The 20177-nt window shown below is 69.4% G+C and carries 23 protein-coding genes and 2 tRNA genes; 7 read left to right on the top strand and 18 right to left on the bottom strand.

Annotation, left to right across the window (positions count from 1 at the left end):
* Positions 1 to 13: 13 nt before the first annotated feature.
* On the bottom strand, positions 14 to 1057 hold the full coding sequence (gene tdh / locus J2Y69_RS15040) for an L-threonine 3-dehydrogenase (RefSeq protein WP_310022227.1): 1044 nt from the start codon (positions 1055 to 1057) through the stop codon (positions 14 to 16).
* Positions 1058 to 1144: 87 nt separating this feature from the next.
* On the opposite strand from tdh, the gene J2Y69_RS15045 reads away from it, so the two are divergent.
* Both J2Y69_RS15045 and J2Y69_RS15050 read left to right on the top strand, forming a co-directional pair.
* Positions 1145 to 2056: a LysR family transcriptional regulator gene (locus J2Y69_RS15045; protein WP_310022229.1), complete on the top strand. Its 912-nt coding sequence runs from the start codon at positions 1145 to 1147 to the stop codon at positions 2054 to 2056.
* A 53-nt stretch (positions 2057 to 2109) separates the two neighbouring features.
* Entirely contained in the window at positions 2110 to 4161 is a 2052-nt protein-coding gene (locus J2Y69_RS15050; protein ID WP_310022231.1) for a M3 family metallopeptidase, read from the top strand.
* A 162-nt stretch (positions 4162 to 4323) separates the two neighbouring features.
* Here the strand turns inward: J2Y69_RS15050 and clpX are convergent, their stop codons facing one another.
* Positions 4324 to 5592 (bottom strand): ATP-dependent Clp protease ATP-binding subunit ClpX, encoded by a 1269-nt coding sequence (gene clpX / locus J2Y69_RS15055; protein ID WP_310022233.1) that lies wholly within the window; start codon positions 5590 to 5592, stop codon positions 4324 to 4326.
* A 163-nt stretch (positions 5593 to 5755) separates the two neighbouring features.
* On the opposite strand from clpX, the gene J2Y69_RS15060 reads away from it, so the two are divergent.
* On the top strand, positions 5756 to 6241 hold the full coding sequence (locus tag J2Y69_RS15060; protein WP_310022234.1) for a DUF2087 domain-containing protein: 486 nt from the start codon (positions 5756 to 5758) through the stop codon (positions 6239 to 6241).
* A 25-nt stretch (positions 6242 to 6266) separates the two neighbouring features.
* Here J2Y69_RS15060 and J2Y69_RS15065 read toward each other — a convergent pair whose 3' ends face one another.
* The 9 genes from J2Y69_RS15065 to J2Y69_RS15105 all read right to left on the bottom strand — a co-directional run bounded on the left by J2Y69_RS15065 (position 6267) and on the right by J2Y69_RS15105 (position 14233).
* On the bottom strand, positions 6267 to 7118 hold the full coding sequence (locus J2Y69_RS15065; RefSeq protein WP_310022237.1) for an aldehyde dehydrogenase family protein: 852 nt from the start codon (positions 7116 to 7118) through the stop codon (positions 6267 to 6269).
* Positions 7115 to 8557, bottom strand: coding sequence for an aldehyde dehydrogenase family protein (locus tag J2Y69_RS15070; protein WP_310022238.1), 1443 nt, complete (start codon positions 8555 to 8557; stop codon positions 7115 to 7117). Before J2Y69_RS15070 ends, J2Y69_RS15065 begins: the two co-directional genes overlap by 4 nt.
* A 30-nt stretch (positions 8558 to 8587) precedes the next feature.
* On the bottom strand, positions 8588 to 9589 hold the full coding sequence (deoC, locus tag J2Y69_RS15075) for a deoxyribose-phosphate aldolase (protein ID WP_310022240.1): 1002 nt from the start codon (positions 9587 to 9589) through the stop codon (positions 8588 to 8590).
* Positions 9586 to 10536 carry a sugar-binding transcriptional regulator gene (locus J2Y69_RS15080; RefSeq protein WP_310022242.1) on the bottom strand — a complete coding sequence of 317 codons (951 nt, stop codon included), beginning with the start codon at positions 10534 to 10536 and terminating at the stop codon, positions 9586 to 9588. The genes deoC and J2Y69_RS15080 overlap by 4 nt, the downstream gene beginning before the upstream one ends.
* 180 nt (positions 10537 to 10716) lie before the next feature.
* A complete protein-coding gene (locus J2Y69_RS15085) occupies positions 10717 to 11367 on the bottom strand; it encodes an ATP-dependent Clp protease proteolytic subunit (RefSeq protein WP_310022243.1) in 651 nt (216 codons plus the stop codon).
* 17 nt (positions 11368 to 11384) lie between these two features.
* Positions 11385 to 11978: an ATP-dependent Clp protease proteolytic subunit gene (locus J2Y69_RS15090; RefSeq protein ID WP_310022244.1), complete on the bottom strand. Its 594-nt coding sequence runs from the start codon at positions 11976 to 11978 to the stop codon at positions 11385 to 11387.
* Positions 11979 to 12058: 80 nt separating this feature from the next.
* A complete protein-coding gene (locus tag J2Y69_RS15095; RefSeq protein WP_310022245.1) occupies positions 12059 to 12535 on the bottom strand; it encodes a tetratricopeptide repeat protein in 477 nt (158 codons plus the stop codon).
* Positions 12536 to 12597: 62 nt separating this feature from the next.
* Positions 12598 to 14091: a trigger factor gene (gene tig / locus J2Y69_RS15100; protein ID WP_310022247.1), complete on the bottom strand. Its 1494-nt coding sequence runs from the start codon at positions 14089 to 14091 to the stop codon at positions 12598 to 12600.
* A 68-nt stretch (positions 14092 to 14159) separates the two neighbouring features.
* Positions 14160 to 14233 (bottom strand) — tRNA-Pro (locus tag J2Y69_RS15105).
* Positions 14234 to 14333: 100 nt separating this feature from the next.
* Between J2Y69_RS15105 and J2Y69_RS15110 the strand changes: the two genes are divergently transcribed.
* Positions 14334 to 14404: transfer RNA gene (locus J2Y69_RS15110), tRNA-Gly, on the top strand.
* A gap of 140 nt (positions 14405 to 14544) precedes the next feature.
* Here J2Y69_RS15110 and J2Y69_RS15115 read toward each other — a convergent pair.
* On the bottom strand, positions 14545 to 14805 hold the full coding sequence (locus tag J2Y69_RS15115) for a hypothetical protein (protein WP_310022250.1): 261 nt from the start codon (positions 14803 to 14805) through the stop codon (positions 14545 to 14547).
* 407 nt (positions 14806 to 15212) lie between these two features.
* Between J2Y69_RS15115 and J2Y69_RS15120 the strand changes: the two genes are divergently transcribed.
* From J2Y69_RS15120 to casA, 3 genes are read left to right on the top strand one after another with little or no spacing between them, the layout of a single operon-like run.
* Positions 15213 to 15566: a hypothetical protein gene (locus tag J2Y69_RS15120; RefSeq protein ID WP_310022253.1), complete on the top strand. Its 354-nt coding sequence runs from the start codon at positions 15213 to 15215 to the stop codon at positions 15564 to 15566.
* A 12-nt stretch (positions 15567 to 15578) separates the two neighbouring features.
* The gene (locus J2Y69_RS15125; RefSeq protein ID WP_310022255.1) at positions 15579 to 15926 is read left to right on the top strand and encodes a hypothetical protein; all 348 of its coding nucleotides are present in this window, start codon (positions 15579 to 15581) and stop codon (positions 15924 to 15926) included.
* The gene (gene casA / locus J2Y69_RS15130) at positions 15923 to 17344 is read left to right on the top strand and encodes a type I-E CRISPR-associated protein Cse1/CasA (RefSeq protein WP_310022257.1); all 1422 of its coding nucleotides are present in this window, start codon (positions 15923 to 15925) and stop codon (positions 17342 to 17344) included. Before J2Y69_RS15125 ends, casA begins: the two co-directional genes overlap by 4 nt.
* 156 nt (positions 17345 to 17500) lie before the next feature.
* Here casA and J2Y69_RS15135 read toward each other — a convergent pair whose 3' ends face one another.
* From J2Y69_RS15135 to J2Y69_RS15160, 6 genes are read right to left on the bottom strand one after another with little or no spacing between them, the layout of a single operon-like run.
* Positions 17501 to 17842: a hypothetical protein gene (locus J2Y69_RS15135; protein WP_310022259.1), complete on the bottom strand. Its 342-nt coding sequence runs from the start codon at positions 17840 to 17842 to the stop codon at positions 17501 to 17503.
* Between the two features lie 10 nt (positions 17843 to 17852).
* Entirely contained in the window at positions 17853 to 18170 is a 318-nt protein-coding gene (locus J2Y69_RS15140) for a hypothetical protein (protein WP_310022262.1), read from the bottom strand.
* Entirely contained in the window at positions 18170 to 18403 is a 234-nt protein-coding gene (locus tag J2Y69_RS15145; RefSeq protein WP_310022264.1) for a hypothetical protein, read from the bottom strand. Before J2Y69_RS15145 ends, J2Y69_RS15140 begins: the two co-directional genes overlap by 1 nt.
* Positions 18396 to 19028, bottom strand: a complete 633-nt coding sequence (locus J2Y69_RS15150) for a peptidoglycan recognition protein family protein (RefSeq protein WP_310022266.1) — start codon at positions 19026 to 19028, stop codon at positions 18396 to 18398. The genes J2Y69_RS15145 and J2Y69_RS15150 overlap by 8 nt, the downstream gene beginning before the upstream one ends.
* Complete coding sequence (locus J2Y69_RS15155; RefSeq protein WP_310022268.1) at positions 19021 to 19470, bottom strand: M15 family metallopeptidase domain-containing protein; 450 nt, start codon at positions 19468 to 19470, stop codon at positions 19021 to 19023. The genes J2Y69_RS15150 and J2Y69_RS15155 overlap by 8 nt, the downstream gene beginning before the upstream one ends.
* 25 nt (positions 19471 to 19495) lie before the next feature.
* Positions 19496 to 20176 carry a hypothetical protein gene (locus tag J2Y69_RS15160; RefSeq protein ID WP_310022270.1) on the bottom strand — a complete coding sequence of 227 codons (681 nt, stop codon included), beginning with the start codon at positions 20174 to 20176 and terminating at the stop codon, positions 19496 to 19498.
* Position 20177: the final 1 nt, after the last annotated feature.

Consider the following 20177-nt stretch of genomic DNA (forward strand, 5'->3'; position numbering starts at 1 on the left):
CTGCAACTCGGTCCTACAGCTCGGTCCAGTCCAGGACGATCTTGCCGGTGCCCGCGGCCTCCGCCGCCGCGAAGCCCCGTTCCCAGTCCCTCGCCGGGACAACCTCGGCGACGATCTGCGAGATCGCGGCGCGCAGCGTCGGGCTGGACTGGAGCATCGCCCCCATCGCGTTCCAGGTCTCGAACATCTCGCGACCGTAGATCCCCTTGATGGTGAGCATGTGCGTGACGATCTTTCCCCAGTCCACGCCGAACGGCGCGCTCGGCAGACCCAGCATGGCGATGCGGCCCCCGTGATTCATGTTCTCGATCATCGTCGGGAGCGCGGAGGGCGCCCCGCTCATCTCGAACCCGATGTCGAACCCCTCCCTCATCCCGAGGGCGGCCTGGGCGTCGCGTACGTCCTGGGTCGAGACGTCGACCACCTGATCTGCGCCCATCGTGCGCGCGAGCTCCAGCCGCGGTGCGCTGACGTCCGTCGCCGTGATGAACCGCGCGCCGGCATGGCGCGCGACCGCGATCGCCATCAGCCCGATCGGGCCGCACCCGGTGACGAGGACGTCCTCGCCCACCAGCGGGAAGGCGAGCGCGGTGTGCACGGCGTTGCCGAGCGGGTCGAAGATCGCTCCGAGCTCCGGCTCGACGTCCGGGTGGTGCACCCAGACGTTGGTGGCGGGGAGCGAGAGGTACTCGGCGAAGGCGCCGTCCCGGTGCAGACCGAGGCCGATCGTCCGGATGCACATCTGGCGGCGACCGGCGCGGCAGTTGCGGCACGTTCCGCAGACGATGTGCCCCTCGCCGGAGACGCGATCCCCGACGACGATGTCGTGGACCAGCGGGCCGGCCTCGACGACCTCGCCGTAGAACTCGTGCCCCGGGATGAGCGGGGCGGCGATCTCGGAGGCGGCCCAGTCGTCCCAGCGCCGAATGTGCAGATCCGTGCCGCAGATGCCGGTGCGGAGGACCCGGATGACGACCTCGTCCGGGCCTGCGACCGGATCCGGACGCTCGACGAGCGCGAGCCCGGCGTGCGGACCGTCCTTGAACAAAGCCTTCATGCTTCGATCAGACCTCGTTCTACTCTGTAGATCAATGCTCAGTATCTGGATCAATGCTTCAGCATGCCTACATGGTTGAATGGCCATATGCACCTTCAGCAGCTCCAGATCCTCCGTGAGCTGGGAGCGCTCGGCAGCGTCACCGCCGTCGCCGAGGCGCTGCACGTCACCCCGTCCGCCGTCTCACAGCAGCTGGCCTCGCTGCAGCGCGGGGTCCGCACCCCTCTCACCAGGAAGCAGGGGCGGACGCTCGTCCTCACCGCCGCCGGAGAGGTGCTGGCCGCCGCCGGGGCGACCGCGCTCGATGCGATGGCGGCGGCGAGGACGGCCGTCGACGAGTTCGAGGGCACGGCGAGCGGCATCGTGACCGTCAGCGGCTTCCACAGCGCGGCGCAGGCGCTGTTCGGCCCGCTCGTGCGGGAGCTCGGCCACGGCACGGACGTCCCGGTCGTCCGTTTCACGGACGAGGATGTGGCGCAGTCGGAGTTCCCGGCCCTCACCGCTCGCTACGACCTCGTGCTCGCGCACCGCATGGAGCACAGCGCGCCGTGGCCGCGCAACGGCGTCCGCACCGTCCCGCTCGCGACCGAGCCGCTCGACGTCGCCCTTCCCGCATCGCACCCTCTCGCCGCAGAGGCCACGCTCGACCCCGAGCAGGTCGTGGGCGAGCGCTGGGTCGCGAGCCGCATCGGGTACTCCCCCGACGATGTGCTCCGCGCGATCTCCGCCGTGACGAACCGTCCCGTCGAGGTCGTGCACCGGATCAACGACTACGGTGTGGCGGCCGCCGTGATCGCCGCCGGGGGCGTCGTCGGGATGCTGCCGCGCTACACCTCCGTCGCCGCGGACGCGGCGGGCGTGGTGCGCCGCCCGCTCCGCGGGGTGGGCACCAATCGGCTCATCGACGTCCTCGCCCGCCCGGAGAACCTGCGCCGACGATCCGTGCGCCTCGTTGCCGAGGCGCTCGATCGGGTGATGGCGGAGCTCGCGCGCGCGTGACGCGCTCCTCTCCGTGACGGAGCAGAGGTGTGACGGAGTCATAGGCTCGGAGGATGACCGCCGACGCCAATCCGCTGCTGCTCCCCTCGACGCTCCCCTATGCGATGCCGGAGTACGCCGCGATCCGGCCCGAGCACTATCTTCCGGCCTTCCGTGCCGGGTTCGCCGAGCACCTGGACGAGGTCCGCCGGATCGCCTCCGCCGCGGAGGCGCCGACCTTCGAGAACACGATGGAGGCGCTGGAGCGCAGCGGCGCTCTCCTCGAACGTGTCGCCGGGGCCTTCTACACCGTCAGCTCGGCGGACGCGACCGAGGACATCCAGGCGGTCGACGAGGAGCTTGCGCCGCTCATGGCCGCTCACCACGATGCGATCGTCCTCGACAGCGGGCTCTATCGTCGCGTCGCCGCGGTCCGCGAACAGGTCGACGGCCTCGGCCTCGATCCCGAGCAGCGGTATCTCGTCGAGCGCTGGCACCGCGAGATGACCCTTGCGGGCGCTGGGCTGGAGGACGATGCGAAGGAACGCCTCACGACCCTCAACCAGCGCCTCTCGACGCTGAGCACGACCTTCGAGAGGAATCTCCTCGCCGACACGAACGACCTCGCCGTCGTGTTCGACGACGTGGCGGACCTCGACGGTCTCGCGGAGGGCGAGCTCTCCGCGACGGCGCGTGCCGCGGCGGACCGGGGGCTCGACGGACGCTACCTGGTGACGCTCCCGCTGTTCACCGGCCACCCGTATCTCTCCTCCCTCCGCAACAGGGAGAGCCGCCGGCGGATCATGGAGGCCTCTCGAGCGCGCGCCGCGCGCGGGAACCAGTACGACAACCGCGCGGTGCTCGCGGAGATCGTGAGCCTGCGCGCTGAGCGCGCGACCCTGCTGGGCTATCCGTCGCATGCGGCCGCCGTCACCGCGGACGAGACCGCCGGCACCCCCGAGGCGGTCGAGGAGATGCTGCGACGCCTCGCGGCGCCCGCCGCGCGCAACGCCGCCGCCGAGCGTCAGGCGCTCCAGCGGATCATCGAGACGACAGAGAGCGCACCGTTCCCGCTGGAGGCCCACGACTGGGCCTACTACACCGAGAGGCTCCGCGCGGCGGAGTACGACATCGACACGGCAGCCCTCCGCCCCTGGTTCGAGGCCGAGCGGGTCCTCCGGGACGGGGTCTTCGCCGCCGCGACCCGGCTCTACGGCATCACGTTCGCGGAGCGGACCGACGTGACCGCCTATCACGCGGATGCCCGTGTATTCGAGGTCTTCGAGGAGGACGGGACGCCGATCGGCCTCTACGTCCTCGATCTGTACACGCGGGACAGCAAGCGCGGCGGCGCGTGGATGAACCCGATCGTCAGCCAGTCGAGGGTCCGCGGCACGGCGCCGGTCGTCGTGAACAACCTCAACGTCGCACGTCCCGGCGACGGCCGTCCGACGCTGCTGACGCTCGACGAGGTGACCACGCTCTTCCATGAGTTCGGTCATGCTCTCCACGGGCTGTTCGCCGTGGTGACCTATCCGCACTTCTCCGGCACGAACGTGTTCCGCGACTTCGTGGAGTTCCCCAGCCAGGTCAACGAGATGTGGATCCTCTGGCCCGAGGTCCTCGACGGCTACGCCAGGCACCACGAGACCGGTGAGCCTCTCCCCGCCGACATCGTCGACCGGCTGCGGGCCACCGAGGCGTTCAACCAGGGATTCCTCACCAGCGAGTACCTCGCCGCGGCATGGCTCGACCAGGCGCTGCACCGTCTGCATCAGGGAGAGCGGATCGACGACGTCGGCGTGTTCGAGGCGGCGGCGCTCGCGGAGATCGGTCTGGACGATCCCGCCGTGCCCACCCGCTACTCCGCCCCCGCCTTCGCCCATGTCTTCGCTGGTGGGTACAGCGCCGGCTACTACTCGTACATCTGGAGCGAGGTGCTCGACGCCGACACCGTGGAGTGGTTCCACGAGAACGGCGGTCTCACCCGTGAGAACGGCGACCGGTTCCGTCACCGGCTGCTCGGAGTGGGCGGCGCGATGGATCCCCTTGCGGCCTACCGGGACTTCCGCGGCCGGGATGCCGAGATCGCCCCGCTCCTGAAACGGCGCGGCCTCACCGACTGAGGCCTCTCCCGGTCCATACGCGCGAACTGGGCGCAGCCATGTCCCGAAAATGGTTGTTCGCGGGCTTCAAAACCCCGAAATTCGGGACATGGGCTGCGAAAAGTGGGACACGGGACGCCCGAAACGGAGCACAACCAGCAACCTGGAGGGCGCCGGCCCCTCTCAGGCGCTCTTGCGCTTGCGCGCGAGGATGACCGTCGGCGGGGCACCTTCGTCGACCGATGCCTGCGTGACGATGACCTTCGCCACGTCCTCGGCGGAGGGGATCTCGAACATGATGGGCCCGAGCACGTCTTCGAGGATCGCGCGCAGACCACGCGCGCCCGTCTTGCGCTCGACGGCGAGGTCGGCGATCGAGCGCAGCGCGTCCTCCTCGAACTCCAGCTCGACGCCGTCGAGCTGGAACATCCGCTGGTACTGCTTGACGAGCGCGTTGCGCGGGCCGGTGAGGATGTCGATGAGAGCGTCCTGATCGAGCGGCGAGACCGAGGCGACCACGGGCAGACGACCGATGAACTCGGGGATCAGGCCGAACCGGTGCAGGTCCTCCGGCAGCACCTCGCTGAAGAGCTCGAGGTCCTTGCCCTTGTCGTGCAGCGGCGCCCCGAAGCCGACACCGTGCTTGCCGACGCGGGAGGAGACGATGTCCTCGAGACCGGCGAAGGCGCCGGCGACGATGAAGAGGACGTTGGTCGTGTCGATCTGCAGGAACTCCTGATGCGGGTGCTTGCGACCGCCCTGCGGCGGGACCGAGGCGACCGTGCCCTCGAGGATCTTCAGGAGCGCCTGCTGCACGCCCTCCCCCGAGACGTCACGGGTGATCGAGGGGTTCTCCGCCTTGCGCGCGATCTTGTCGATCTCGTCGATGTAGATGATGCCGGTCTCGGCGCGCTTGACGTCGTAGTCCGCGGCCTGGATCAGCTTGAGCAGGATGTTCTCGACGTCTTCGCCGACGTAGCCCGCCTCGGTGAGCGCCGTCGCGTCCGCGACGGCGAAGGGGACGTTGAGGCGCTTGGCCAGGGTCTGCGCGAGGTAGGTCTTGCCGCAGCCCGTCGGCCCGATCAGCAGGATGTTGCTCTTGGCGACCTCGACCTCGTCGGCCTTCTGCTCCGCCGGCTGGAGGGTGCCGTGCGCACGGATGCGCTTGTAGTGGTTGTACACCGCGACGGCGAGGGCCTTCTTGGCCGGCTCCTGCCCGACGACGTACTCCTCCAGGAAGGAGAAGATCTCGCGGGGTTTGGGGAGGTCGAACTCCGCGACCGCCCCGCCGGAGGACTCGGCCATCCGCTCTTCGATGATCTCGTTGCACAGCTCGACGCACTCGTCGCAGATGTACACACCGGGACCGGCGATGAGCTGCTGGACCTGCTTCTGGCTCTTCCCGCAGAAGGAGCACTTGAAGAGGTCGGCGCTTTCACCGATGCGTGCCATGCGCGTCCTCCTTCGAGACCGATGTTCGAGTTCGAGCCTAACCTCTGCCCCCGACACCGGGTCGCATCGCCACGGAAAGCGCCGTGGAACCCCTCAGACGATCGCGTCTCGCCACGATCCGGTGCCGATGGTTCGCGCATCGATCTGAGATGGTTGACGCATCATGAGCGACGTTCGAGCGATGCTGGCCTGCCTGGCGAACGAGGATGTGGCGCGTGTCTTCGCGTCGATCGTGCTGACAGGCGCGCCCGACGCGGACGTCACGGCCGTCAGACGACGCAAGGCGGTGGATGCCCTGCTCCGGAGCGGCCTGATCACGCACACGGACTCTGCGCTGATGCTGAACGCTGTCGGCATCAGGGAAGCCCTGACCGGACTGACCGCGACGTCGCCCCGATCCGATCCGTCGTCCCGATGGTTCGATCCGACCGGCCGGATCCGGCAGTATCCGAGACGGGCCGACGAGCGCGCGGAACTGCTGAGCGCGGTCGGCGAGCAGCTGCTCGCCGAGGACGAGCGCCTCTCCGAAGGCGAACTCAATGACCGCCTCGGGCGCTACACGGACGACATCCCGACGCTACGTCGCTATCTCATCGTGCACGGCGTGCTCACCCGGCAGACCGACGGATCGGCGTACTGGCGCCCGTAACAGCGTCCGAGAACGAGCGTGAACCTCAGATCATGCTCTTCGGGTGCCAGACCGTCTTCACCTCGGTGAACGCCGCGATCCGCTGCGGGGATGCGACGACCTCGCCCGGCGGCAGGACGCGGGTCAGCGTCTCGGCCGCGGCGATCTGCAGGTCCACCCAGTCGATGGCACCCGCGCCTGCGAGATCCAGGGCGTTCACGTCGGCGTGCGCGGCGAGCCACGGCGCGAGCTCCGCGGGAGAGCCGGTGAGGACGTTCACGACACCGCCGGGGACGTCGCTCGTGGCCAGCACCTCGGCCAGGCTGATCGCCGAGAGCGGGTGCGTCTCGCTCGCCACGACGACCACCGCGTTGCCGGCGACGAGCGCCGGCGCGACGACCGAGACGAGGCCGAGCAGCGCCGAGTCCTGCGGCGCGATGATCGCCACCACGCCGGTCGGCTCGGGCGTCGAGATGTTGAAGTAGGCGCCGGCGACGGGGTTGAGGTTCCCGGCGACCTGGGCGTACTTGTCGCACCACCCGGCGTACCAGACCCACAGGTCGATGGCCTCCTCGACCTGGGCGGCTGCGGCCGCGGGGGTCACGCCCTGCTGGGCGACGATCTCCTCGGCGAACTGGGCCTTCCGCCCCTCCAGCACCTCCGCGACCCGGTAGAGCACCTGGCCGCGGTTGTATGCGGTGGCGCCCGCCCAGCCCGACTGCGCGGCGCGGGCGGCACGCACGGCGTCGCGGGCGTCCTTGCGCGATGCCTGCGCCGCATTGGCGAGGAAGGCCCCCTTGGCCGAGCGCACCTCATAGGTGCGGCCGGACTCGCTGCGGGGGAAGGCTCCGCCGATCGCGAGCTTGTAGGTCTTGGGCACAGTCAGTCGCGCGCTCATGCCGCGGCTCCCTTCAGGTAGGCGGCGAGTCCCTGCTTGCCGCCCTCACGGCCGTAGCCGGACTCCTTGTACCCGCCGAACGGGCTGGACGGATCGAATCGGTTGAAGGTGTTGGCCCAGATGACGCCCGCCCGCAGGCGATCCGCCACCGCGAGGATCCGCGAGCCCTTGTCGCTCCAGATCCCGGCCGACAGCCCGTAGGGGGTGTTGTTGGCCTTGGCGATCGCCTCGGCCGGTGTCCGGAAGGTGAGGACGGACAGGACGGGCCCGAAGACCTCCTCGCGAGCGATCCGGTGCGACGCCTCGACACCGGTGAAGATCGTCGGGGCGAACCAGAACCCCTTCTCCGGGATCGCGCAGTCCGCGGTCCACCGCTCGGCGCCCTCGTCCTCGCCCACCTGGCTGAGCTCGCGGATCCGCGCCAGCTGCTCGGCCGAGTTGATCGCGCCGATGTCGGTGTTCTTGTCGAGCGGGTCGCCGAGTCGCAGCGTGGACAGCCTCGTCTTCAGTCGGTCGATGACCTCGTCGTGGATGGACTCCTGCACCAGGAGCCTGCTGCCTGCGCAGCACACGTGCCCCTGGTTGAAGAAGATCCCGTTCACGATCCCCTCGACGGCCTGGTCGATCGGCGCGTCGTCGAAGACGATGTTCGCCGCCTTGCCGCCGAGCTCCAGGGTCAGCGCCTTGCCGGTGCCCGCGACCGTGCGGGCGATCTCGCGCCCGACCGGGGTCGATCCGGTGAAGGCGACCTTGTCCACATCCGGGTGGCGGACGAGGGCGGCGCCCGTCGCTCCCGCGCCCGTGACGATGTTCACGACGCCGGCCGGGAGGTCCGCCTGCTGGAGGATCTCGGCGAAGATGAGCGCGGTGAGAGGCGTGGTCTCGGCGGGCTTCAGCACCACGGTGTTCCCCGCGGCCAGAGCCGGGGCGATCTTCCACGCGAGCATCAGCAGCGGGAAGTTCCACGGGATGACCTGGCCGGCGACTCCGTGCGCCTTCGGGTTCAGGCCCGCCCCCGCGTAGTCGAGCTTGTCCGCCCATCCCGCGTAGTAGAAGAACCAGGCGGCGACCAGCGGCACGTCCACGTCACGGCTCTCGGAGATCGGCTTGCCGTTGTCGAGGCTCTCGGCGACCGCGAGCTCCCGAGCCCGCTCCTGCACGAGACGGGCGATGCGGAAGAGATACTTGCCGCGGTCGCGCCCCGACATCTTCGACCACACCTTCGTGTAGGCGCGGCGCGCCGCCGCAACCGCGTCGTCCACGTCCTCCTCGGAGGCGTGCGCGATCGTGGCGATGTGCGTCTCATCGGCGGGCGAGATCGTGGCGAACGACGTGCCGCGCCCCTCGACGAACTCGCCGTCGATGAACAGGCCGTACTCATCGCGCAGGTGCAGGATGCTCCGCGACTCGGGAGCGGGTGCGTATTCCAGGAAACCCATCTTCTGTCCTTCAGGTCGTGGCCGCGGCCGCTAGTCGATCGTCACGTAGTCGGGCCCGGAGTAGCGTCCGGTGGCGAGCTTCTGCCGCTGCAGCAGGACGTCGTTGAGCAGGCTCGACGCGCCGAAGCGGAACAGGTGCGGCTGCAGCCACTCCTCCCCCACGGTCTCCGCGACCTGGACGAGATGCTTGATCGCGTCCTTGGACGTGCGGATCCCGCCGGCCGGCTTCACCCCGATCCGGTCACCGGTGAGCCGGTGCCAGTCCCGCACGACCTCGAGCATGAGCAGCGTCACCGGCAGCGTCGCCGCCGGCTGGACCTTGCCCGTCGAGGTCTTGATGAAGTCCCCTCCGGCGAGGATCGCGAGCCAGGAGGCGCGCTTGACGTTGCCGTACGTGTTCAGCTCACCCGTCTCCAGGATCACCTTGAGCGAGGCGGACGAACCGTCCTCACGCCGGCAGGCGTCCTTCACCTGAACGATCTGGTCGAAGACCTGGCTGTAGTGACCGGAGAGGAAGGCGCCGCGATCGATCACCATGTCGATCTCGTCCGCCCCGCCCGCCACCGCGTCGCGCGTGTCCGCGAGCTTGACGTCCAGGGAGGCGCGTCCGCTCGGGAAGGCCGTCGCCACCGCGGCGACCGAGATGGCCCCGTCATCGGGGTCGCCGTGCTTCGCACCGAGCGCCTCGACGGCGTACGGCACCATATCCCCGTACACGCACACGGCGGCGACCGGAGGGCAGGAGGGGTCGGCGGCGTCCGGCTGCTTCGCCTTCGAGACGAGGGAGCGCACCTTGCCCGCGGTGTCGGCGCCTTCGAGCGTGGTGAGGTCCGTGAGGCGGACGATCGTGTCCAGCGCCCAGGCCTTGGAGGTCGTCTTGATCGAGCGGGTGCCGAGCGCGGCGGACCGCTGCTCCAGCCCGACCGCGTCGACTCCGGGAAGGCCGTGCAGGAAGCGTCGGAGCGTGAGGTCGTCGGGCTCGCCGCCCAGCACGTCCACCGCCGTCCTGCGATTCAGATCGGTCGTCGTCACTTCTCCTCCAACAGGGTCAGGGCGGTCTCCTCGTCGGTGACCATCATGGTGCACAGTCCGCTCGACACCACGGTGCGCGCGATGTCGTGCTTCGCGCGGCCGGCCGTCACGAAGACGGACGTGCGTGCGGCGCGCAGGCGGTCCAGGCTCAAGCCGACCGTTCGCGCGTCGAGCTCGGGCGCGACGATGTGCCCGTCCGCGTCGATGTAGCGCCCCAGCACGTCGCCCACGGCGCCGCGCCGGGCGAGGTCGGCGATGTCGTCGGCGCCCAGGTAGCCGTTCTGGACATGCGCCGAGGTCGCGTCGCAGACGCCGGCCGTGAAGAGGTACGCGTCCGCAGAGGCCGCCTGCTCCAGCACGCCCGCGACCGTGCGGTCGTTCTCGATGGCCTGCTTGGTCTCGAGCCGCTCGAGGATCGCCGGGCTCGGCAGCAGCGCCACCTGGCCGTTCGCCCGCTGGGCCACCGTGGCGGCCAGGGATGCCGCACCGCCCGGTCGGCGGTTCACGCTCACGCCGCCGTTCATCTGCACGACGGTCACGCCGCGCGCCCAGCCGTCCGGCAGCCGATCGGCGACCGCGGTCAGCGTACGCCCCCAGCTCACCGCCAGCGTCTTGGGCATCGGGCGGAGGGAGCCGAGGTGGTCGGCAGCGGCCTGCGCCACTCGCCCGAGCGTCTCGTCCTCCGCGCCGCCGACGGGGACGACGACGGCGTCGGCGAGTCCGAAGCGCTCGCGCAGGAGGCGCTCGACGCCGAGACGGCGCGCCCGCGGGTGCACGATCTCGATGCGGACGATGCCGTCCTCGCGCGCCTGCGCCAGCAGCCGCCCGACCTTCCACCGCGAGATCTGCAGCAGTGCCCCGATCTCGTCCTGGGTGCGGTTCTCGTCGTAGTAGAGCTCCGCGACGCGCACCGCGAGGAGCTCGTTGTCGTTCGCAGGCGCGGGCATGTCTCGAGAATACGCGTCACCACGCGGACGCGCACGCGATTGCTCAGATGAGCAAACGTCCTCCGCGCATCCGCGCATCCGCGGCGACCGTTCCTCCGCATCGTCGTCTGGAGCCCTGCACGCACGGAAGGGGCGGCCCGGGATGTCCCCGGGCCGCCCCTTCCGTGCGTCTTCTCGTCGTCAGCTCAGCGAAGCGCGCTTGCGGCTCGTGAGCACCTGGTCGACGATGCCGTATTCCTTGGCCTGCGCCGCGGAGAGGATGTTGTCGCGATCGATGTCGCGGTTCACCTCTTCCTTCGACTTGCTGGTGTGGGCGGCGAGCGTCTCCTCCAGCCAGGTGCGCATGCGGAGGATCTCCGCCGCCTGGATCTCGATGTCCGAGGCCTGGCCGTGGCCTGCCTCGCCCATCGCGGGCTGGTGGATGAGCACGCGGGCGTTCGGCAGTGCAAGCCGCTTGCCCGGGGCGCCAGCCGCGAGCAGGACGGCCGCGGCCGACGCGGCCTGGCCCAGGACCACGGTCTGGATCTGCGGCGCGACGTACTGCATCGTGTCGTAGATCGCGGTCATGGCCGTGAACGAGCCACCGGGCGAGTTGATGTACATCGTGATGTCGCGCTCGCTGTCCTGGCTCTCCAGGACGAGGAGCTGGGCCATCACGTCATCGGCCGATGCGTCGTCCACCTGCACGCCGAGGAAGATCACGCGATCCTCGAACAGCTTGTTGTAGGGGTCCTGGCGCTTGAACCCGTAGGCGGTGCGCTCCTCGAACTGCGGGAGCACGTATCGGCTCGACGGGAGGTCTCCGGCGGAGCGGAAGGTGGGTGTGTACATGTGTTTCCTCTCCAGCCTTACTTGTCCGCGCCGGTTCCGCCGCCGCCGTGCACATCCGTCGCGTGCTCGCGGATGTGATCGACGAAGCCGTACTCCAGCGCCTCGCTCGCCGTGAACCAGCGGTCCCGGTCGCCATCCGCGTCGATCTGCTCGACCGACTTGCCGGTCTGCGAGGCGGTGATCTCGGCGAGCCGCTTCTTCATCGAGAGGATGAGCTGCGCCTGCGTCTGGATGTCGCTCGCGGTGCCGCCGAAGCCGCCGTGCGGCTGGTGAAGCAGCACCCGCGCGTTCGGGGTGATGTAGCGCTTGCCCTTGGTCCCGCTGGTGAGCAGCAGCTGGCCCATCGAGGCCGCCATGCCGATGCCGACCGTCACGATGTCGTTGGGCACGAACTGCATGGTGTCGTAGATCGCCATGCCCGCCGTGATCGACCCGCCCGGGGAGTTGATGTAGAGGTAGATGTCCTTCTCAGGGTCCTCCGCAGCGAGGAGGAGGATCTTTGCGCAGATCTCGTTGGCGTTGTCATCACGCACCTCCGAGCCGAGCCAGATGATCCGATCCTTGAGCAGCCTGTCGAAGACACTCGTCGCGACGAGGGGTTCTGCAGCCATGTGAGCTCCTGTTTCCGTGTTCGGTTCTTCGAATCTACCGGCGGCGCCGCGGGGCCCCGCCCGTGTTCGCCGTCGGCATATCAGCGCGTCCCGCCGAGCTCCCGTGCGTAGGCGGCGACCGATCGCGTGTACTGCGGCAAGTGGGGGGCGAGCGTCTCCAGCGCGATCGCCGCTGCCGCCTTCGGATCCCCCGCGGAGGCCAGGGCCAGCGCGTAGAAGGCGGCAGCCGCATCCGCGAGCTCCCCGCCCCGACGCTCCTCGTCCAGGACGCGCAGGCTCTCCTCGACCTGGCCGAGGTTGCGCAACGTGCTCGCCAGCTGGATCCGCGCCTCCGCCCGACGGCGGCCATCGAGGCCGCCCGCCAACGCCCGTCGGTAGAGCACCTCGGCATCGCCCTCCCGGCCTGCGGAGTCCTGGGCGCCGGCGCGCTCGAACAGCGCGATCGGGTCGTCGACGGCGCGCTCTGCCGCCAGCTCGTCGATGCGCGCGATGCGCTCGGCATCGCTCAAGGCATCATCGGCCCACACGGCGTCGACCCTGCTCTGCCATTCGTCCATGAGGTCCTCCTCCGGATACGGGAAAGGGGCGGATGCGATCGCATCCGCCCCTTTCCTCGGGTTCATTCGGCGTCGTCAGCCTTGGCCGCGGTCTTCTTGGCCGGAGCCTTCCGGGTGGCGGGCTTCTTCGCGGCGGGCTTCTCCTCCGCGGCGGTCGCCTCGGCGTCGTCGGCCTTCTTGGCCGGAGCCTTCTTCGCCGCAGGCTTCTTCGCCGGAGCCTTCTTCGCGGGCTTCTCCTCCACGGCCTCGGTGACATCGGCCTCGGCGTCGTCTCCCGCGGGGTCGGCGATGAAGCCGCTGAGGTCGACCGGCTTGCCGGCCGTGTCGACGACGGTCACCTTGCCGAGCGCGATCGCGAGCGCCTTGTTGCGCGCGACCTCGCCGACCAGAGCCGGCAGCTGGTTCGAGGACTGCAGGGCCTCGACGAACTGCTGCGGGGGCATGCCGTACTGGGCCGCGGTCTGGATGAGGTACTGGCTGAGCTCGTCCTGCGAGACCTCGACCCCGGCGTCCTCGGCGATCGTGTCGAGCAGCACCTGGGTGCGGAACTGCTTCTCGCTCGCCTCGGTCACCTCGGCGCGGTGCTCGTCGTCCTCGAGACGCCCCTCGGACTCGAGGTGGTTGTGCACCTCGTCCTCGATGAGCTGCGGCGGGACGGGGATCTCCACCTTCTCGAGCAGCAGCTCGACGAGCTTGTCGCGGGCGGAGGTGGCCTGCGTGAACGCACCCTGCTGGTCGACCTGCGCGCGCAGGCTGTCGCGGAGCTCGCCGATCGTGTCGAACTCGCTCGCGATCTGCGCGAAGTCGTCGTCCGCCTCGGGGAGCTCGCGCTCCTTGACCGCCTTGATGGTCACCGAGACCTCGGCGTCCTCACCGGCGTGGTCGCCGCCGACGAGCTTCGAGCGGAACGTGGTCTCCTCACCGGCGGTGAGCGAGTCGATGGCGTCGTCGATGCCCTCGAGCAGCTCGCCGGAGCCGACCTCGTACGACACGCCCTCGGCGCGGTCGATCTCGGCACCGTCGATCGCGGCGATGAGGTCGAGCTCAACGAAGTCGCCCTTCGCGGCGGGACGGTCGACCGGGATGAGCGTGCCGAAGCGGCCCCGCAGACGGTCGAGCTCGGCGTCGAGCGCGGCCTCATCGGTCTCCACCGGGTCCACCGTGACGGTGAGCCCCTCGAACGCCGGGGTCTCGATCTCGGGACGGACGTCCACCTCGATCTCGACCTTCAGGTCGCCGGAGAAGTCCTTCTCCGCGGGCCACTCGGTGACCTCGACGGCCGGACGGCCGACGATGCGCAGCTTGTGCTCGACGACCGCCTCCTGGAAGAACCGGTCCATGCTCTCGTTCACCGCGTGCTCCATGACCGCGCCGCGACCGATGCGCTGGTCGATGATCGGTGCCGGGACCTTGCCCTGGCGGAAGCCGGGGATCTGCACGTCCTGGGCGATGTGCTCGTAGGCGTGGGTGATGCTGGGCTTGAGGTCCTCGGGGGTGACCGTGATGTGGAGCTTCGCCCGGGTCGGGGCAAGCTTCTCGACGGTGCTGTTCGCCATGCTCGTGCTCTCCTTGTGAATGTCCCGCGCGGATCAGTGGCGCGGCTACGGCGTCGATGCGGCCGACGTCGGGGCGACAGGATTTGAACCTGCGACCTCCCGCTCCCAAAGCGGGCGCTCTACCAAGCTGAGCTACGCCCCGGGTAGCAACCCGCATCTGCGGGAACGGCCCACAGAAGTCTAACGGACGGGAGCATCCCCGACCGTCCGCTATGATCGTAGTCGTCCCGGACACGGATTCCGGGGGTGTAGCTCAATGGTAGAGTCTCAGTCTTCCAAACTGATTGCGCGGGTTCGATTCCCGTCACCCCCTCAGAACAAGGCCTCTACTCCCGACAGGGAAGTAGGGGCCTTGAGGCATTTGAGGAGAGCGGCTGTTCCGCTTTGGTGCACCTTATTTGGCACCTTATCTGCTTCTCATCGCGTGCAAAGCGGCGGGCGACCGTCGCCGGTTTAGGCATAGGTGTGGTGGACGTGCCATCCGTCACCGCTCTTGTAGACATCGAAGACGAGAGACTCCCCCGCCTCGTCGGTGCCCTGAAACCTCCAGCCGTATAGGCCGCGGTGCGGCTGGAGCGGTGCAGCCCAGATCGACTCTCGGAGACGGGTTGGAGTGTCGGTCACTCGCCACCGTCGGCCGGCGTAGATCATCCTGGCCGGGGTTTCGTTGACCATCCAGAGGGTCACGGGCTGTTCGACTGTCACGGCGCTCATGGGTTAACACCATAGAACAGAGTTTCGATTACGGGTAGAGTCCCCCTGTGGGATCGAACAAGCGCTACCCGAACCTCGGCGAAGACCGTCGGGCCGAGAAGATCGCCGCCTCCGCGCCACTCCAGACCCTCACCCCCGAGGAGCTCCGCACCTCCCGGTACCCGCTGACACGAGACCCTCAGCCCGCATGGGTCCAGGCATGGGTTCGATACGGGGACCAACCCCTCCGCGTCCGGGCGCGGGCCGTGATGTGGACCCCGCACGCGGTAGGGGTCGAATTCATGATCGCGGGCGAGGTGCAGCGCTGCTGGGTCTGGGCATCCGCCGTGGAGCCGGTCGAGACTGCGGGGCCATCGAATTCTGTATAGATCTAGACAGGACACGGCTCCACCTGTATAGTTCTATACATGAGCTTCTACCGCATCCAGGATCGCAGCATCCCCGTCGAGCAGCTTCTTGACCCGGAGTACCAGATCAGCGAGTCCTACTGCACTGGCACGACCCGCCCGGGCAAGTCGGTGTGCAAGTCGGTGGAGGAGCTGGCCGGGTATTTCGCTCAGGCCGGTGTCCCCCTCGACCCGGCGACCTCGGTCCTGGTCGAGGTGGAGGGCACCTGGGCGACGGACGAGGCGGGCCGGTTCGTTGAGGACGAGGACGCTGCCCTGGGTGCGCACCTGGTCTTCCCGACCCGCATCGTCGCGGTCACGGAGATCCCGGACGAGTTCTACGAGGCAGTGAACCGCTTCCTCGACGGAGAGTGACAGGAGATGAGCATGCAGGAACGCGACGAGCTGGACGCTTGGTTGGGCGACGTGAAGGTCACCGCGGAGCAGCGCGCAGCACTGCACAGAGCATCGGAGATGGTGCATGCACGGTATCCGGAGCGAGACCTGGCCGACGACCGGGAGGCCGCGTTCTCGACCGCGGCGATGCTCATCCTCGGCGATGCGACACTCGCGACGATCACGGACGCCTACGTGACGGCGCGGCGGGCGGAGCGGGCGGCGATGGCCTCTCTGACGGGGGCGATCATCGCCGCATCCGCAGATCAGGCGGAGACCGCGATGAGCCGGGAGACCGGCCTGAATCGAATGACGATCCGGAAGGCGCTCGGGAAGTGACCTTCAATCTGGCGCGGGATCCGTGGATCCCCGTACGGCGGGTCGAGGGTGGTGGGGACGTGGTGAGCATCCGGGATGCGCTGGTCCGCGCGCACGAGTACACCCGGGTCAGCGGGGACACGGAATGGCAGTCCCTCGCGATCCTGCGCCTCCTCCTCGCTGTCGTGTATCACCTGGACGCGGACCCGCTGGGAATGTGGATGGCACGGCGGATCCACGCCAGATCCGTCACCGCGTACCTGGACCAGTGGGCGGACCGGTTCGAGCTGGCCGACCCGGACGCGCCGTTCATGCAGATCCCGGGGCTCACCGGCCGGGTGAAGCCGCCGAGCGAGCTGATCCCGGACAGCTCGCTCTACCCGACCCTGGACGCCTCCCTCACCCTGGAGGAAGCCGCCCGGTGGCTGGTGTCCGCACACGCCTACCATCCGGCGGGGATCAAGTCGGCCGCGTCCGGCGACCCCCGTACCAGCAAGGGAAAATCGTATCCGGTGATCGGCGCACCGCTGGACCGGGTGCTGCTCCGGGTCGAGGGCGCCACCCTCGCGGAAACACTGCTCCTGAACCGTGTCCCCGACCCGGCCGGAATGCCCGCGTGGGAGCACCCGCCGTCCGAGGAGCACCTACCCCGGCTGGCGACGGGGATCACGGACGTGCTGACCTGGCAGTCCCGCCGCATCCGCCTGCACATCCAGGACGGAGCCGCCACAGGGGCGATCGTCAGCAACGGACACACCGCCGACGATGGTGTCCGCGACCCGATGAACGCATGGCGCACCCCCGGCAAGACGGGCCGGGGGCCGGTCAAGCCGCTCCGGTCGCCCTGGCCGGCATGGCGGCTCCTCCCCCGCATCCTGCCCGGCGGAACCACGACCTGGCCCATCGCCGCGCACATCGCCGCCCTGACCACCTCCCGCGCGATAGATCCGGCCACCTCTGTGCGAGTCGTCGCCGCCACCCCAGCCACCGACGTCTACCGGGCACGCATCGATGACATCACCACGACCAGCATCACCCTGACCGCCGGGGATTTCGCCGACCCGACCCGAGCCGTCAGCATCGCCCGCCACGCCACCAGCCTCCTCGCCGCGTACCGGCACCTCGTCCAGAACATCGAGATCGCCGCCGGCTCCCACGGCGGCGACCCCCGCGACGGGGGGCTCACCCACCTGGAGAGCGTCCTGGATGCCGCGGTCGCGGACGAGCTGTGCGCGACGGACCAGGCGGACCGGCTCGGGGATCTCGTGCGCGCCCACGGCCGACGCCTCGTAGAGACGACCCCCTACCGCGCCGCCGCGCAGATCGGCCACGAGCACCAGGGCACCCTCTACAGCCTGTACCGCGTCGAAGCCTGGTTCTACGCCGCCACACGCCGAATCTGGGACGCCATCCTCGTCAGCGAGACCCCGGACCCCTGACCCTGCTAACCTGCCCACATGTCCCCGCCTCAGCGGGGGTGGTCCGAACCGGCTCTTCACCACAGCCATTCCCTGCCCACGCGGGGATCCCCGGACACGACGAACCGCCCCGCTCCTCCGAAGAGAAGCGGGGCGGTTCGTGTGAGGGGGCCGGGGCTAGCGGAGGTCGCGGCGGAGCAGAGCCCGGCCGCGAGCGCCGTCCAGGGTCGCGTGCTGCTCATCCGCGTCGAGCGCGGAGAGCTTCACCAGAGCGACATCGGAGTAGTCCGAGGGGATGCCCTTCGAGAGGATCGAGAGGGCAGAAGCGGTTCCCGCGAGGATCGAGGAGGCGATAGCGCCGGCAGCGCCGAGGCCGACACCGATCCAGAAATCGCCGGTCGTGCCGATCGCAATCGCGCCGATCGGGATCGCGGACGCGAGAGCGTTTGCGGCGGTACGGAGGAAACCGCGCTTCGCCGCGATGACCGTCGCGACGGGGATGAGAGGGTCAGTCGTCATGATGCTCCTGTCAGGGGATGATGTTGATGAGGGTGATGGCGAGGCCCAGCAGAGAGCCGAGGCCGACGACCGCGGACAGCCCGAAAGCGGCGATCGTCCAGCCCGACACACGGACGGGGGCCGTCGCGGTCCGCGTCTCCGTGAGATCAGCCTTCAGGTCGCGGACCTCACGGTCATAGGCGGTCCGCCATGCCTCGAACTCCCCACGGGTAACGAACGTGCCGGCGAGCGCTTGAACCTGCTCCCGGAGCCCGCCCATCTCGGCACGGAGGTCTTTGAGGAGGCGGGCGATCTCCGGGACGGAGTAGGTCTCGGGGTCGTAGGTCATCAGGCGGAGCCGGTGCGGACCTTCGCCAGGTCGCGCTTGATCGCGGACGCCCACGACTCTGTACCGAGGATGAACGGGCCGGTTCCCCAGATCTGGGAGATGGCGTTGTTGGTCTCGGCGGTGGTTCCCTCGACCTCGTGCGCGAAGCCGGACAGTTCGTTCCAGAGGAAGATGATCGTCTGGTTGTCGCTGGTGCGGGGGTAGTGCATTGCCTTGATGCCGGATTCAGCCATGTGTACTCTCCTTGCGTTGTGCCCGAAGGCGGTTTCTGCGTAGCGTCGCCACGGGTGCGGCGATGCGGGCCGGGGGTACCGGCGGGGCGGGCTTGTCGCCCGTGGTGATCTGCCGGGCGCGGGCGATGATCCATTCGATGTCCATCGACGGGCCGGGACATTCGGTCCCCGACTCGCGGCCGGCGGGTGTGTCCCGGTGGCCGATGACCCCCGGACGGGTGACCCGGTTGCCGTCCGCGACCTCGGCGCGCTGGAGGGGTATCCCGTGCTCGGTGTGCGCCCAGGCGACCAGGCGGGCGATGGCCTCATGAGACTCCGGAGAGATCCCCCACCCGGGAGCGCGCGTGGTGTTCTGCGTCTCACAGGTGATCGCCTGATGGTCGATCGCTCCCGTCGTCCACGCCCGCCACCATCGCGGCGGCACGACCTCGAACACGGTCCCGTCGGCGTTCACCTGATAGTTGGGGCTGACCGAGCGGTCGTTCTCGGTGTTGAAGCGCCTCCACGCCGACTCGGGATCCTGCGTGCTCGCGTAGTGGTGCACGATGAACAGACTGATGCCGCCCTCTCGGCGGGACCGATTGGGGCTCAGCCCTGCACGGGCAGCTCCGGGATACTCAGCCACGGGCCGCTCCCCTCATCCGCTGCCGGCGCAGTGCGCCGGCCGGGATCACCAGGCGCGGGACCACGACTGGGACGGGCGGGGCGGGCAGCGTGTATGCCTGCTCGCCGTAGTGCCTGTCCCTCGCGCGGAGGTACTCGAAGTGCCACCACTCCTCGCGGGCCAAGGCCGTGCGCACCCAGCCGTGCTCCTCCATCACCGGGAGGATGTCCTGGCCCTCATCGGTGTCGGCCGCTTCGCCGAGCTGGTGCACCGACGGCGTGTCCGGATGCAGCGCGTACGCGCCCGTCCCGGCCAGGTATGCGCGGTAATCCTCCATCTGCTGGTCCCAGGTGCGGCCGGCGTCGGTGATCTGGAGGGGGTGACCGATCTGCGCATCGATCCGGAAGATCGACTCTGCCGGCTCGGGATTCAGCCACCCTCTCCCATGTCCGAGGTCCGTCATGCGTCCTCCTGTTCTCGGGGCACGCTCAGGTGCCGTAGTAGCTGCGCATCGCCGCCTCGATCGGGGAGATCGGGGGGACCGTGCCTGCGGCGTAGATGATCTCCGCGACGTCGATCGGATAGGCGGTGCCGCCCTGCGCGCCGATCGTGAGCGTGCTGAAGATCCCCGTGGCCGTGGTGGTCCGCGGCGCCCCGGAGATCCCCGATACCCGGATCGTGGACGCCGTCTGCGGGGAGTCCACGGTCAGGGTGAGCGTGAGCCACCTTCCGGTCGGCGCCGTCCCCGCCCCGGTCGCTTCGTTCTCCGCCGCCCCGCCGGATCGATTGGACTCGATCCTGGAGAAGCCCGAGGACCAGTTCAGGTTGGCGCCGCCACCCATGAACGCCGGCCCGGAACCGCGTCCGGCGGGGATCCGGGCGACGACGGTGACGAGCCCGTACCCGGACCCGGTCAGCGCCCCGGCGAGAGCCTGCCCCGACCGGAACTCGACGTACCGGAAGCCGGCGGCGTCGGTCTTCACGACCGGCGCGGCTGCTCCGGACGGAGGCGTCAGGGAGACACCGCCGACGAGCGGCTTCCAGGAGGCGACCGCCCCCAGCGGGAGGGTGTCCGCGATCCACCGCCCGGTCGGGGTGACCCCGGCGGGGTGGACCACGGTCGGGAGCGTCGGATCGTACTCCGTCGTCACGGGAAAGAAGAACGGCATG

Source organism: Microbacterium resistens, assembly GCF_031456305.1.
Classification (GTDB): domain Bacteria; phylum Actinomycetota; class Actinomycetes; order Actinomycetales; family Microbacteriaceae; genus Microbacterium; species Microbacterium resistens_A.